Raw genomic sequence first — 13,547 nt, forward strand, 5'->3', positions numbered from 1 at the left:
TTGGAAAATCTTAAAAAATATTGGAAAATCTAGAAAGTCTTAAAAAATCTGAGAAAATCTTAGAGAACGAATATTAATAAGTTCAGAAAAGAAGTTTAAAAAGGGAGATGAGGCCCTTTTAATCACTTTACAAGAGCTTTTGCAGGTCTCTTCATGAATCTGCGCTTGTGGCCTGAGGACGTGAACCTCTGTGCTGGTCCCGGGTGTGCCTTGTGAGCTTTTGACTTCTCGATCTTGATAACTCTTCCTTTTCTGCCTTTTGCCTTAATCCATTCAATACTGCCGGTTTTGCCCATTATCATACCTCGTTAATTGTTTAATTTGAATTTTGATTATATTCGCCGGGAGTCTCCCGACTGCTTATCTAATCAATTGTATTAATAAATGACATTTTATAAATAATTATCTGGTTAGTGTCATAGTATCCGGTTGCACTTTAACCGGTGGCCTTTTAATTGATAATTTTTTATAGTATCAAAGAAAAAAACCTGAATTTCAAGTCAGTAAAACTTGCCGCGGAATTCCTGACCTGTGAAAATATACATGCCATAAGGCATTGGGTTTATCATAGAAAGAAATGCTAGTAATTAAATGTTACGGACATGCTCCGAAAAGGCTTTTTTACTGGAAGGTGATCAACATTAAAAAAATGTCAATCGATGAAAGGCTCGCCGAAGCAAAAGAAGAGCTGGAAGGCATAAAGAACTTTCCGGATGAAAAGTTTGCCGGTATAATCAGGGAAATCGGTTTCAAATGTGAGCTCTGTGGCCGTTGCTGTACGAAAGAGTTTAATGACCACGTTTTCCTGCTGGATAAGGACGTAGCCGTGATAAAGAAGATAGATCCGAAAGCCCTTGTGCCTGCTCCCTATTATGAGTTCTGCGACCAGGATGGCAACTTCTATGTCTCAGGCTATGCCTTGAAGACAAAAGAAGACGGTTCCTGCGTTTTTCTTGAAGCCGGGCGCTGCAAAATCTACGGGAAGCGTCCCACAATCTGCAGGGTTTACCCTTACATGCTCCACAGGGAAGCCGATGAAAACGGCTGCGTGGAATGGAGACAGTTCAGCGGCCTGAACGAGCATGGGAGCTATCATTCCGAACTTGAAGAGGCTGAGTGTGAAGCAATTGCAGAGGATACAAAAGCATATGAAAAAGCCATCATACTGCAGTTTAGAAGTTTTCTAAAAGCTGTAAAGATCCACTTCAAGAAAAACGGGCTCAAACACGTCCAGAGGGTTTATGATAAGCGGATGAGGGATTTCTTAAACGGGGATACTGATATCAAGGTCTTTGTGTACTACGGAAACTGGTTTGAAAAATGTGTCATCGAAAAAAATAAGAATTGATGCGCAGAAAAAAATGATGGCAAAAAAGGTCATTTTCGGAAAAAAAGTGATTGGAAGAAAGAAATGTAATGTGATGAGGGATATTTGAGGGCCCGGTTTCCTTTTTCAGGCCCTGTGTCCCTTTTTATGCCCTCGGGCCTTTTACATTCCATCTTAAAAGTATCCCGTCTTCAATCTGTTCGGCGGAGAGCAGTTCCAGGTCCAGGAGTTCGTTTTCGGTAAACCCGGCTCCGTCAACGAAGGTCGGAGCCCCTGTGCCTCCAATGATCAGGTTTCCGACAAAGGTGTAGATCTCGTCAACCAGCCCTGCGGAGAGCATTCCCCAGTTCAGGGTGGCTCCGCCTTCAACCATAAGGCTATTGATGCCCATTTCTTTCAGGTTTTCGGCCAGCAGGGGAAGGTCAACCCGATCTTTTCCGGCCCTGATTACGCAGGCTTTTTCCTCAAGCTGTCTGACTTTTTCCTCGGGAGCGGCGTTTGAAACGGCCACGATCCGCATTCCTTCTCCTTTTTTGAAGATGTCGGCGTCCAGAGGGACGCGGGCCGAGCTGTCCACAACGATCCTGACCGGGTTTTCTCCCCGGCCTTCGGCTTTCCTGGCTTCTTTTCTTTCAGGGGATTTCACGGTCAGGCTCGGGTCATCGGAAAGCACGGTCCCTATTCCCACCATAATTGCGTCGGCCCGGGCCCGAAGTTCGTCCACCCGTTCAAAGTCTTTTTTTCCCGAGATTCTGACCTGTTTTCTCTCTTTTGTCGAAAGCTTGCCGTCTGCGGACATTGCTGAGTTTATGAAAATAAATGGTTTTTCCATGATTTATCCCCGGGAACTTTCGTTTGTAAAATACCTCTCCCTGCTTCCTTCGGAGTTGAAGACGGAAGGCCCTCTCTCCTTCCCCCTTCTTCCCACCTGTTTATTAAAAAATAGTAAAAAAGAAATATATGCAATGTTTGGATTTACCTGGCATCAATCAGGGGTTTTAACAGGTCCCGGTCCCTCAGGAAACCCTGAAGTTTCCGGTTTGAGTTAATAATCGGGAGCTGGTCGATCCTGCTTCTTTTCATCTTCCGGGCGCAGTCGCTTACCGAGGATATATACGTAGCAGTGATCGGTTCTCTTATCATAACGTCTCTTACTATCAGGTTGTTGGGGACCTTGATCCTGGATACACTGTAGTAGATGCTCATGGTGTCTCTCATGGACTCCCAGGTCCAGGCGTCATCGTCCGAACCCGCAGACATGTCAGACATTTCAACGGTATCTTCGATCACACTGGCCGCGATGATGTCTCTGTCTGCGAGGATGCCGATGAGTTCCAGATTTCCGTCAAGTACAGGAACAGCTTTGAGCCCGGCAAGTTCCATGATTCTGGCTATAACGGGCAGAGGGGTTTCGCTGTATACAGCAAATACTTTGCTGTCCACATAGTTCTTGATAGGGACGTCTATGGTCATATCAGCAACCGTACCCACCACGTCTGCAACTGTTATGAGCCCCACAAGTTTTCCATCGTCGACCACGGGAAGCCTGCGGATGTTGTGTTCCAGCAGCATCTTGGCAGCGGTTTGCAGGTCCGAGTCAGGGGTGATGGAAATCGGGTCTCTTGTCATGAGCAGGGCAAGTTGCTCTTCTTCGGGATTGCGCAGGAGATTAGTCCTGGATACAATCCCCACCACCTTTGAATCTTTCAGCACCGGTACTCCAGATACCTGTTTATCCTTCAGGATTTTCAGAACCTCGTCCCTGGAACCGGGAAGGGTGGCACATACAACTTCCCGTACCATTATATCTTCTACGAATATGTTTTTTGGCATGTTATCTACACCTTTGTTGTCATGATTCCTCAAGCAGGATGCCTGCAACTTTATTCGTGGGAGGAATGCCATCAACTTTCAGGCATTCCGTTCCACTTTTGGATTTCTCCACTCTGCTTTTGAAACAAGTTCCCGTAGCAGGTAACGCAGTTTTTGAAACTGTCTCCCTTCGCCAATGTTGGATATGCTTGTCATGTATAGCACACCGTCCCTGGGTTTCAGGACTTTTACTACACGATAGAGCTACAAACTGAGGAAGCATTTGCAGGTATCATGACATCTCCAACGCAGTCAATTAAGACTCAGGCTGGTCAATTAAGGCTTGCTGAAACAAGCCTCCCACTTTAGTGGGGGGTTATTGACCTGCGTTCAAATTTGATTTTCCGGACCTATAGTCTGTGCATCTTTCCTGAATTAATAGGAATAAATTTCCGAAAATGATTTCTTAGTCCGTGTGCAAGGTTTCAGGATTTTTCCCCGCTCCTGACAACCATCACCGGGACGCTGGAATTCCGGACGACTTTTTCTGCGACGCTTCCCAGCAGGAACCGGTCAATCCCACTTTTTCCGAGGGTTCCCATTACTATCAGGTCAATTTCATTTTCGTTTGCAAAATTGATGATCTCGTTACTGGGATGGCCCTCGCTGAGCATTTCTTCAACCCTGACCCCGAAGCTGTCTCCAATTTCTTTTACTTTGGATACTGCTTTCTCTCCTTCTTTTTTCAGTATCTGGTACATGGCTTCCCAGCCGGCATCCATAGGTACTGAGGAAAATGATGATGTGTCCACCACATAGAGCGCGTGTACTGTTGCCCCGCTGAGTTTTGCGACTTCAATTCCGTAGGTGACTGCCCTGCTGGTGTTTTCGGATCCGTCGGTTGCAATCATTATATTCTTGTAAAACTCGCTCACCATATCATGTCTCCATCTGCTATTTATGAGTGAAGTACGGATATTATATCACTGGGCCTTGCCCTCCTAACTATGCCATTTATAGGATTTTTTATCCCTGAAAGGTTGTTTGAGTTCCCGTTAAGGATCATAAGCTTCGCTTTATTCCCCTTTTCTATCAAACCCCTGGATTCAAGCCCCATTACAGAATAACCATTAAGTGTGCAAATTTTAAATACTTGTCTGTCTTCCAAAGAAAATATTTTAGATAGGATTTCCATTTCGGCAAACATATTTACAGAATTTAACATTACATTATCCGTACCCGCAGCAACAGGGATTCCGGCTTCCAGCATTTCCGCGACAGGAGCCATACCAACCCCGGTTGTAAAATTTGACCTCGGGCAGACAACAACGGGGATTCCAGCATCTGCTACTGTTTTAAGGTCTTTTTCGTTTGCTTTCGTGAGGTGGACCAGGAAATCGGGATCAAGAGCCAGGGCTTTTTCTATATCATCCCTGCTTTTTTCCCCGGCATGGATGGCAAAAAGTTTTTTTTGCTTTTTTGTAAAACCGGCAATTTCTTTGAGCAGTCCGGGATCCATATCATTTGCTCCACTCATTCCAAGCCCGCTGGATTGTAGGAGTACTCTTTTTATCTCACTTAACACAACCTGAAGGGGCTTTTCCGGTGCAAGCGGCCTTCCAAGTATAAGGGATTCAAGTTCCAACCCCTGAAGGGCTTCATTTAACGCAGAAACTCCTAAAGGTCCCCCCTCTCTGAAATCTGCAAAAGCACATGTCCCTGTCTCAATCATGTCCAGAAGGGTCCTTCTAATGCACCTTACGAGCTCTCTGTAGGAGGTTTCCCGAAGGATCCGGTGTTTCAACCCGTCTGGAGGTTTTACAAGAGTGTCCAGGTCTTTATTTATTTTGAATCCGGAACAGTTTCCAAGAGAAGGGTCCTTACATACGGAGTCTCCAAGATGGGTATGAGCATTCACAAAACAGGGGGCAATGATATTGGTCGAATTGGTGCGTTCTTCCCCTATTTCCCTGATGATCCCATTTTTTATGCAAATATAACCTTCGAGCGGTTCCAGCTCCGGCCCCGCTATAATCGTTCCGGAAATTACCCGTTCAGTACCGTACATTTTTAAGCTCCTCTGCAGGTGCTAAGACCCCTGTGTCCAGCTTATGCAACACCTGATAGATGCATTCTATATAACCTTACCTTAAGAAGGATTCTCTGTGAGTTTTTATACTTTAGGGATTTTTCTTATATAGACTATCCTGCTTTCGGCAGGTACTTTGTATGTCCCACATAATTTTAACTATGAAGGAAATATTTCAAAAACACCATCATTAAATATTCTTAAATTTTACTGTCCACCCGCCTAATATAGGAACTGTGTATATATTTAAACTGCGTCATCTTTATATCTTAATAGTAATATCTAAGGATCTATCGCATTGTTAGGTCCTTGCATGAGACACTGGGATTACCTACCTATGATTGTACAGACAACCCCAATGCGGTACATTGATAGTGTGAGAATGCCCGGCACGAGGGAAACTGAAAAGGACTGCGGAAATTCCAGAGGATGAATTTTCAGAGTTAGTGCGTTCGGGCTACAACACTATTTCCCGATTCTACTTTTCAATTCAATTTTCTATTTTCTACTAACACATTCTATTTTCTACTATACATTCCACCTTCTACTATCAAATAAGCTCTCTTTAAAAATTCGGTACTGATTTATAGTATTCCGAAAAAGCTAGAGTCATGCCTTTTGATGACGCAATAAAAGCGCATGATGGAGGGGTTATTCTGGACATCGAAGTGACCCCGGGCTCAAAGTCCATATCCGTGCCAGGTGGGTACAATGAATGGAGAAAGCGCATAGAAGTAAAACTTACTAAAAATGCCCAGAAAGGAAAGGCAAATGAACAGTTGATTGCAAGCTTTGCCGGGCTTTTTGGGGCAAGCGGTTCGGATATCATGATTACAAGCGGGGCTACGAGCAGCAAGAAATCCGTATTTATAAAGGGGATCTCGGTTGAAATGGCAATTTCGGTCCTGGGGGCCCGCTTAAAAGAAATTGGTCGATAAATTGGACCGGGCTGATAAATGGCTTTTTCAAATTTTTGTTTGTTTTTTTTGTAGACATGTAGACAGGTAATGTTCAGAAATAAGGTTGCGGGTATTCGTGGTTGATGTTGAAGTATATAGAAAACGGCTTGAAATAATAGATAAACTCCTTGAAGAACTTTCGAGCCGGTCTGAAAAGGGGGCCGTAATTATAGTTGAGGGAAAAAAGGACGTCCTTTCCCTGAAGAAACTGGGTATCAACGGAAAATTCGAGCTTGCGACCCTCCACCCCCTTCTTAATTTTTCGGAACGGATCGCAGGGCAGGGCCGGGAAATAATCGTGCTTACGGACTGGGACCGGAGAGGGGACCTGCTGGTTTCGAAACTTTCTATTTATTTTGGAAACCTTGGGATAAGGCCTGATTTTGAGATTCGAAGAAAACTAAAGCTAATCACACAAAAAGAGATAAAAGATGTGGAAAGCCTGTATACATATGTCTCAAAATTGAGGTTCACAACGGGCTCAAAAACGATATCCGATCTGGATTTTTGAAACGGATATGTTAAGTATATCAAAGGGTTCTGTTGGGTTGACCCATCGCGACCCTATTAAACAAAAAATAAAAAAGAAGGGGCCGTAGTGTTAACGCATTCTTCCCCCCACTAAAGTAGGGGGATCCTGCTGAGGCTTTCTGAAGTCTGATACCGAAAAAAGAAACCCCGAGTACAATTTCAAAAGACACACCTGCTGCTTATCAGGCAGAGAACATCTTATTCATCCTGAAGAGGCTTGACAATTTCTGGTCCTTCTTTCTTAGGCAATGCTTCCGGTTCTTCGAGGTTTTTCTGCTGGTCAAAAGTACGGTCAAACTCTGGATATACCCGGAATTTATCTGCAATCTCCTCGAACATCTTGTGTCTTGGACTGATGATGATTATATGTGCCGGAGGATGGATTTTTTTCAACCTGCTGATCGCTGCTCCTGCATGGTTATTCAGTTCCACAAGAGCTGCGGAATTGCATTTTGCCTTCAATGGTACACCCATTACGCTCACGAGCAGTTCGTCAGCATAGTTAGGTTCTATGCACCTTGGATTTGCCGAAAACTGAATGTGTCCGTACCTTTCAAGGTCGTGCAGTGCTATTTTTACCTTATCCGAGTCATCTGCCCGGACTAACGCGAAGGATCTCATTTTGTAACTATTCAGCCATACTTTGAACAAAGGCAATTTTTCCTCGTTTCGAGGAAAAATTGCATATAAAATAACTCTATCTCTTCAGTATCATGCTTACACGTGAAGAGATTCTTGAAATCTATGAAGAAGGCCCTGAAGCAGTCGTTGCTGTAATTCAGAGACTTGAGACTATCATAGAGAAACAGGCTTCTCAAATTGCTGAACTTGAGGAACGTGTAAGGGTTTTAGAGGCTCGTCTAAATCAAAACAGCCAAAACAGCAGTAAACCTCCTTCTACTGACGTTTTTGTGAATGAAAAACCTAAACCTAAGAGTAGCCGCACAAGAAGTGGGAAAAAACCTGGTGGTCAAAAAGGTCATTCTGGAAGTACTTTCGAAATGGTTGGGGATCCTGACCATATAATATTTCATTCCCCTCACTGCTGTGAAAATTGTGGTCATGATCTTGAAGATACTGAAGTTCGGGACTGTGAACGCAGGCAAGAAGCTGATATTCCTCCTGTGAACATCATATTTACCGAACATCGTGCTGAGTCCAAGAAATGCCCTCACTGTGGGAAAATAAACAAAGGTACTTTTCCAGACTCTATAAAATTCCCTATTCAATATGGACCTCGCCTTTTATCCTCTCTTGTATATTTAAGGAACTTTCAATTGATTCCTTATAAACGGATTTGTGATTTGTCAGAGGACTTTTATGGAATACGTATCAGCCCTGCTACCATAAAAAGAGCTGAAAAGGAATTATTCCAGAAATTGGAACCTTTCGAAAAAGCTGTTTTCGAACATCTACGGGTAGCCTATTCTGTACATTGTGATGAAACAGGAATGAGGGTTTTAGGGACAAAATGGTGGCTCCATGTTGTTTCAAACAGTCTGTGGACATACTATTTTGTACATCCAAAAAGAGGATCAGAGGCAATGAATGCTTTGGGTTTTCTTCCAGAATACAAGGGGGTAGTAGTTCATGATGGTTGGGCATCATACAACAAATATGGATGTGAACATGCTCTCTGCAATGCTCATCTTAAGAGGGACCTCACTGGAGTTGAAGAGAATTTTGAGCAGCAATGGGCTAAAAAAGTAAATGAACTTCTGAGTGAAGTAAAAAAATATACCGACGAATGCAGAGAAATGGAAATTCCAATAGATCCAATAAAAGTCAGGGCATTCGAGGAAATATACGATAAAATAATTAAAGAGGGAATTGAAGAAAATCCACCTCCTGACCTCTCAAAACAGGTTAAAAAAAGAGGAAGACCAGCACAAACAAAAGCAAAGAATCTCCTTGATAGGTTCATAAAATACAAGGATAGGATTCTGAAATTCCTCAATGACCTGAGAGTTCCATTTGATAATAATCAAGCAGAGCGAGACATCAGAATGATGAAGCTACAACAGAAGATTTCGGGAACTTTCCGAAGCATCGAAGGAGCGGTAGCTTTCTGCAGAATTCGGGGATACATATCCACTATTAGAAAGAATAGCTTGAATGTCATGGATGCTATTCGAGCGGCGCTCAATGGAGCGCCGCTATTATCCGATAGTTGCAACATTAGCTGAAACTATGCTTTTTTTATCAGTAGGCTGAATAGTTACCTCATTTTTTACACACCACCAATTAAATAAAGTTATCCCCATTTACATATAGCTTTACACCTATAATAATCTTTGGACGAGTCTATCTCATGTTAGGAAGTTGTAGCCTGTATCTCGTACCCTATTTCAGATATCTTCCTGTCATAACAATTTCATTATGGGCCCACATGTAATCACAACTCATTAATATATGTCTGAATGTGGCAACACTTTTTATATAGACCCACATGTAATAGTAACTTCATAATATATATTAAGGAGCATTGCAAACATATATTTTTAATTTAGAGATTTTGTAGAGCTTATTTTGAAGGTACATGCCAAAAATTATAGGTGCTTCACTAATCCCTTAACATGGCTCTCTTTTATCATTCTGGATTTTCAGAATAACATACTCTCTATCTTTTAATGTATTGTATATATTCTTTTTGAAATATTATTGACATGTCCGGGAAAAATGTCATATTATTTATGTATAATTATTAAAACATTTTTTTATTTTTTGTTAGGGGTGCTGATGAGGGGTAATGTTAAATACAAGCTTTTTTAACGCTTTATTTTAATTTTGAGGCATTAGTTATTTATGACTGATTTCCAGGCATATAAGTGCTCTAAATGCAAAATGATTACAAAATGACCTCAATATTTTTTAAATGATTGGACTCAATAAATAATATTTTTTATCCCTAACTTTGCTGTACCATACAGAATAAGTACAACAACGTTATTAATAACGCATTCTAAATTATTCCAAACCCTGGTTTTCACATTCAAGGTTATTTGATTGTCCAAATCCTGGTTTTCACATTCAAGGTTATTTGATTATTTTTTGAGTGGTGATTGAATGGTTACAGATATCGAGAAGAAGGTGATTACTGCAAAAAAAGCGTCCATCGAACTTGCGAGTTTCGGGACGGACCTGAAGAACAGGGCTCTTCTGGCCATGGCCGAAGCCCTTGACAGCCACAGGGAAGAGATCCTTGAAGCAAATGCGAAGGACATTGTGGCAGCAGAAGAATTAAAAAACGCGGGAAAGCTCACCCAGGCCCTCGTGGACAGGTTAAAAGTCAATAATTCCAAAATTGACGGCATGATTGCCGGGATCAAAGACGTAATCAAACTCGATGACCCGGTAGGGGAAACCCTTTCCACTCTCGAACTGGACACAGGCCTGAACCTCTTTCAGGTAAGTGCCCCAATTGGCCTTATCGGAGTGATTTTCGAGGCCAGACCCGATGTCGTGCCCCAGGTAATGTCTCTCTGCCTTAAAAGCGGGAACTCGACTATTTTCAAGGGCGGCAGCGAGGCCAGGGAATCGAACAGGGCTATCTTCACCATCCTCACCACTGCCATCGAGGCCAGCGAAGGCATGCCCCCCGGAGCTTTCCAGTTGATGGAGACCCGGGAAGAGGTCATGGACATCCTTGCCCTTGACGCCTACATCGACCTCCTGATCCCGCGCGGGTCCAACGAGTTTGTCAAATTCATCCAGGACAACACAAAGATCCCGGTCCTGGGGCACACGAGCGGGATCTGCCACTACTATGTGGATGAGTTTGCGGACCTTGAGACAGCCTGGAAGGTCTGTTTTGACGCAAAAGTCCAGTACCCAGCGGTCTGCAACGCCATCGAGACCCTGCTTGTGGACCGTAAAATTGCGGAAGCCTTCCTCCCAAAAATGGCGGAAATGTACCTGGAGGCCAGGGTGGAGCTGCGCTGCGATGAGGCAAGTTATGCCCTCCTTCAGGCAAAGGGCCTGACCGAACTCTCAAAAACCACGGAAGAGGATTGGGGCCTTGAGTACAACGACCTGATCCTCTCCATTAAAATCGTGGATTCCACCAAGGAAGCAATTGAGCACATCAACACCCACGGTTCCCACCACACGGACGGGATTATCACCGAAAACAATGAGAGAAGAAGAACGTTCATCGGACTTGTGGACTCTTCCAGCGTCATGGTCAACGCTTCGACCCGCTTTGCAGACGGCTACCGCTACGGAAAAGGGGCCGAGGTCGGGATCAGCACCAACAAGATACATTCCAGAGGGCCTACAGGCATGGAAGGCCTCCTTATTTACAAGTACATCCTCATGGGAGCCGGGCATGTTGTAGCTGATTATGCCGGAAAGGACGCAAAGCCCTTTACCCATAGAAAACTTGACCTCAAATTTAAGGACGTAAATTAAACACTTTGTAGTGGAAATTTATAGTGAGATAAGTCCCCGAATTCGGATGCTATATTAATATATTTAAATAATTATAATGTATCGAAATACAGCTGAACCGAAAAATCACGAAAAATAAATGAAGGCAGTGAACCATAGTGAAGTAGAGAAGGGGGGTCACTTTCTTCCCCTTTACCTTCCCAGCCCTTGCTGCCGTCCCAAAAAGACTCTTCAGAGGCCTTACTTTTGACAGACCGAAATCAGTTTTTCCGCGATGTAAACAGAATCGTTATCAAGATAGGGACCTCCTCGATTACCAGGAAGGACTGCGACAGCACGAAAGAGAACTGCAGCGTGGACCCCGACTTCATGGCCCGGATTGCAACCCAGGTCTCGGAACTGCGAAAACAGGGAAAGGAAATCATCCTTGTAAGCTCCGGAGCAATCGGGGTCGGCCTCAATGAACTGGGAATTGCGCCCAAACCCAGAGAAATCCCGATCAGGCAGGCGGCTGCGGCCGTCGGGCAGAGTATACTCATGCAGGACTGGAGCCGGGCCTTTTTAGAGCACGGGATAAAGGTCGCCCAGATCCTCCTGACCTATGATTTCTATTCGGATCGGGTAACCTACCTGAACCTGAAAAACAGTATCAACACCCTGCTGGACTATGGGGTAGTGCCTATCATTAATGAAAACGACTGTACCTGTACGAATGAAATCGAGGCAATCTTCGGGGACAATGACCGGCTTTCCGCCATGGTCGCAAGCAAAATCGAGGCTGATCTCCTGGTGATTCTCTCGGACATCGACGGGCTTTTTGACAAAAACCCGAAAGTACACCCTGACGCAAAGCTCCTGGATACAATCGAAAAGGTAACCCCTGAAATCGAGAGTTACGGGGGAGACCCTACAAGCTTCAAGGGCGTTGGAGGCATGAGGACCAAGCTCAAGGCCGCAAAGATCTGCAGCATGGCCGGTTGCTATGCGGTGATTGCAAACAGTGAAGTCGAAGACATCGTCCCGAGGCTCCTTGCGGGGGAAAATATAGGCACCCTTTTTCTTGCGGAGCACCATATACTGAAAAACCGGACTCGCTGGATTATTCTTGCGCGGGCTTCTGGGGAAATCGAAGTTGATAGGGGAGCAAAAGACGCCGTTCTCAGGAACATGGGTCTGCTTCCCGCAGGGATTATAGGCGTAAGCGGAACCTTTGAAAGGGGCGATATAGTAAAACTCATATGTGAAGGCAGGGCCTTTGCAAAAGGAATTACGGATTACAGCTCCGGGGAACTTATGATAATAAAAGGGGCCCAGACTGATCGGATAGAGGAGCTTCTTGGCTGTAAGGGCTTTTCGGGCTGCAGGATTTCCGATAATGTTATTAAAACGGAAAATATCGGTTTTCTGGAAAGTCCCGAATCAATTTTCCATGAAGATTCGAAGCCTTCAGCTTAAATCTGGATTTTTTTAAAAAAAGCGGAGATATTCTTATGACACTTGAAAATAAAAAACTCGGGTTTATAGGAGCAGGCATGATGGGTTCTGCTCTAATCCGGGGAATCATAAAAGCAGGAATCGTACAGCCGACTCAGGTTGGAGCAAGCGACCTCTATGAACCCGGCTTAAATGCACTCAGGGATGAGTTGGGAATCAGGGTTTCCACGGACAACATCCCGATTATCAGGGATTCCGATATCATAGTCCTTGCCGTAAAACCCCAGATTCTCGGGGCAGTGCTTGATAATATCAGGCCGGAAATAGACAGCAGCAAACTCGTAATCTCGATTGCGGCGGGAGTACCACTGGAAACCTATGAAAAAGCTCTTCCCGAGGGCAGCCGGGTCATCCGGGTTATGCCCAATATCGCAGCCACGGTTTCGGAGGCGGCTTCTGGAATCGCTCCGGGCGCAAACGCAAACTCCGAGGACCTGGAAATCGCACTTGAACTCTTTTCCGCGGTCGGCACAGCCGTCCGAACCCCCGAAGTCCTGATGGACGCCGTAACCGGGCTTTCAGGAAGCGGTCCGGCCTTCATATTTCCGGTGATCGAGGCCATGGCCGACGGGGGCGTCTATGAGGGGCTTGATAGGAAAAGCGCTCTGGCCCTCGCCGCTCAGACAGTGCTCGGGGCCGCGAAAATGGTGCTTGAGACCGGTATGCACCCGGGGGTACTCAAGGACATGGTAACTTCCCCTGCGGGCACAACCATCCAGGGAGTCCATGCTCTGGAGGAGGCTGGAGTCAGGGCCGCCTTTATGAACGCTGTGATTAAGGCAAGTGAACGCTCAAAAGAACTTGGGAAAAAATAAGCACAAGTTATATTTTCCCCTTTCTACCTTTTTTTCTTTCTTCAGAGCATAAAATCAGCTAATACCCTCTTTTTTTCAGGTAACATATTTTAAACTCAGCTTTCAAAGAAGAGCTATTTTTGCCTTGATTT

The 13,547-nt window shown here is 44.5% G+C and carries 13 protein-coding genes; 7 read left to right on the plus strand and 6 right to left on the minus strand.

Features of this window, described 5'->3' with window-relative positions:
- Positions 1–122: 122 nt before the first annotated feature.
- The gene (locus tag ACZ5QV_RS09120; RefSeq protein ID WP_464599528.1) at positions 123–296 is read right to left on the minus strand and encodes a DUF5350 domain-containing protein; all 174 of its coding nucleotides are present in this window, start codon (positions 294–296) and stop codon (positions 123–125) included.
- Positions 297–577: 281 nt separating this feature from the next.
- On the opposite strand from ACZ5QV_RS09120, the gene ACZ5QV_RS09125 reads away from it, so the two are divergent.
- Positions 578–1,348 carry a YkgJ family cysteine cluster protein gene (locus ACZ5QV_RS09125; RefSeq protein ID WP_464599529.1) on the plus strand — a complete coding sequence of 257 codons (771 nt, stop codon included), beginning with the start codon at positions 578–580 and terminating at the stop codon, positions 1,346–1,348.
- Between the two features lie 124 nt (positions 1,349–1,472).
- Here ACZ5QV_RS09125 and ACZ5QV_RS09130 read toward each other — a convergent pair whose 3' ends face one another.
- From ACZ5QV_RS09130 to ACZ5QV_RS09145, 4 genes are all read right to left on the minus strand, one after another.
- Positions 1,473–2,159 carry a 2,5-diamino-6-(ribosylamino)-4(3H)-pyrimidinone 5'-phosphate reductase gene (locus ACZ5QV_RS09130; protein ID WP_464599530.1) on the minus strand — a complete coding sequence of 229 codons (687 nt, stop codon included), beginning with the start codon at positions 2,157–2,159 and terminating at the stop codon, positions 1,473–1,475.
- Between the two features lie 143 nt (positions 2,160–2,302).
- Positions 2,303–3,160, minus strand: coding sequence for a CBS domain-containing protein (locus tag ACZ5QV_RS09135; protein WP_464599531.1), 858 nt, complete (start codon positions 3,158–3,160; stop codon positions 2,303–2,305).
- 464 nt (positions 3,161–3,624) lie between these two features.
- Complete coding sequence (locus ACZ5QV_RS09140; RefSeq protein WP_464599532.1) at positions 3,625–4,077, minus strand: universal stress protein; 453 nt, start codon at positions 4,075–4,077, stop codon at positions 3,625–3,627.
- A 20-nt stretch (positions 4,078–4,097) separates the two neighbouring features.
- On the minus strand, positions 4,098–5,207 hold the full coding sequence (locus ACZ5QV_RS09145; RefSeq protein ID WP_464599533.1) for an amidohydrolase family protein: 1,110 nt from the start codon (positions 5,205–5,207) through the stop codon (positions 4,098–4,100).
- 632 nt (positions 5,208–5,839) lie between these two features.
- Here ACZ5QV_RS09145 and ACZ5QV_RS09150 point away from each other — a divergent pair.
- Both ACZ5QV_RS09150 and ACZ5QV_RS09155 read left to right on the plus strand, forming a co-directional pair.
- A complete protein-coding gene (locus ACZ5QV_RS09150) occupies positions 5,840–6,166 on the plus strand; it encodes a DUF167 domain-containing protein (protein ID WP_464599534.1) in 327 nt (108 codons plus the stop codon).
- Between the two features lie 97 nt (positions 6,167–6,263).
- Entirely contained in the window at positions 6,264–6,698 is a 435-nt protein-coding gene (locus tag ACZ5QV_RS09155) for a toprim domain-containing protein (RefSeq protein WP_464599535.1), read from the plus strand.
- A 218-nt stretch (positions 6,699–6,916) separates the two neighbouring features.
- Here the strand turns inward: ACZ5QV_RS09155 and ACZ5QV_RS09160 are convergent, their stop codons facing one another.
- Positions 6,917–7,339, minus strand: coding sequence for a DUF356 domain-containing protein (locus tag ACZ5QV_RS09160; RefSeq protein WP_464602076.1), 423 nt, complete (start codon positions 7,337–7,339; stop codon positions 6,917–6,919).
- Positions 7,340–7,431: 92 nt separating this feature from the next.
- Between ACZ5QV_RS09160 and tnpC the strand changes: the two genes are divergently transcribed.
- The 4 genes from tnpC to proC all read left to right on the plus strand — a co-directional run bounded on the left by tnpC (position 7,432) and on the right by proC (position 13,416).
- Complete coding sequence (gene tnpC, locus ACZ5QV_RS09165; RefSeq protein WP_464599339.1) at positions 7,432–8,904, plus strand: IS66 family transposase; 1,473 nt, start codon at positions 7,432–7,434, stop codon at positions 8,902–8,904.
- An 880-nt stretch (positions 8,905–9,784) separates the two neighbouring features.
- Positions 9,785–11,128: a glutamate-5-semialdehyde dehydrogenase gene (locus ACZ5QV_RS09170; RefSeq protein ID WP_464599536.1), complete on the plus strand. Its 1,344-nt coding sequence runs from the start codon at positions 9,785–9,787 to the stop codon at positions 11,126–11,128.
- A gap of 225 nt (positions 11,129–11,353) precedes the next feature.
- The gene (proB, locus tag ACZ5QV_RS09175) at positions 11,354–12,562 is read left to right on the plus strand and encodes a glutamate 5-kinase (RefSeq protein WP_464599537.1); all 1,209 of its coding nucleotides are present in this window, start codon (positions 11,354–11,356) and stop codon (positions 12,560–12,562) included.
- Positions 12,563–12,597: 35 nt separating this feature from the next.
- Complete coding sequence (gene proC / locus ACZ5QV_RS09180) at positions 12,598–13,416, plus strand: pyrroline-5-carboxylate reductase (RefSeq protein ID WP_464599538.1); 819 nt, start codon at positions 12,598–12,600, stop codon at positions 13,414–13,416.
- Positions 13,417–13,547 lie beyond the last annotated feature (131 nt).

The sequence above is a fragment of the Methanosarcina baltica genome (assembly GCF_055394095.1).

What these genes read in the sequence shown, in the direction of transcription:
- ACZ5QV_RS09120 (WP_464599528.1), bottom strand. Translation starts at nt 296, where the DNA reads ATGGGCAAAACCGGCAGTATTGAATGGATTAAGGCAAAAGGCAGAAAA.
- ACZ5QV_RS09125 (WP_464599529.1), top strand. Translation starts at nt 578, where the DNA reads ATGCTAGTAATTAAATGTTACGGACATGCTCCGAAAAGGCTTTTTTAC.
- ACZ5QV_RS09130 (WP_464599530.1), bottom strand. Translation starts at nt 2,159, where the DNA reads ATGGAAAAACCATTTATTTTCATAAACTCAGCAATGTCCGCAGACGGC.
- ACZ5QV_RS09135 (WP_464599531.1), bottom strand. Translation starts at nt 3,160, where the DNA reads ATGCCAAAAAACATATTCGTAGAAGATATAATGGTACGGGAAGTTGTA.
- ACZ5QV_RS09140 (WP_464599532.1), bottom strand. Translation starts at nt 4,077, where the DNA reads ATGGTGAGCGAGTTTTACAAGAATATAATGATTGCAACCGACGGATCC.
- ACZ5QV_RS09145 (WP_464599533.1), bottom strand. Translation starts at nt 5,207, where the DNA reads ATGTACGGTACTGAACGGGTAATTTCCGGAACGATTATAGCGGGGCCG.
- ACZ5QV_RS09150 (WP_464599534.1), top strand. Translation starts at nt 5,840, where the DNA reads ATGCCTTTTGATGACGCAATAAAAGCGCATGATGGAGGGGTTATTCTG.
- ACZ5QV_RS09160 (WP_464602076.1), bottom strand. Translation starts at nt 7,339, where the DNA reads ATGAGATCCTTCGCGTTAGTCCGGGCAGATGACTCGGATAAGGTAAAA.
- tnpC (WP_464599339.1), top strand. Translation starts at nt 7,432, where the DNA reads ATGCTTACACGTGAAGAGATTCTTGAAATCTATGAAGAAGGCCCTGAA.
- ACZ5QV_RS09170 (WP_464599536.1), top strand. Translation starts at nt 9,785, where the DNA reads ATGGTTACAGATATCGAGAAGAAGGTGATTACTGCAAAAAAAGCGTCC.
- proC (WP_464599538.1), top strand. Translation starts at nt 12,598, where the DNA reads ATGACACTTGAAAATAAAAAACTCGGGTTTATAGGAGCAGGCATGATG.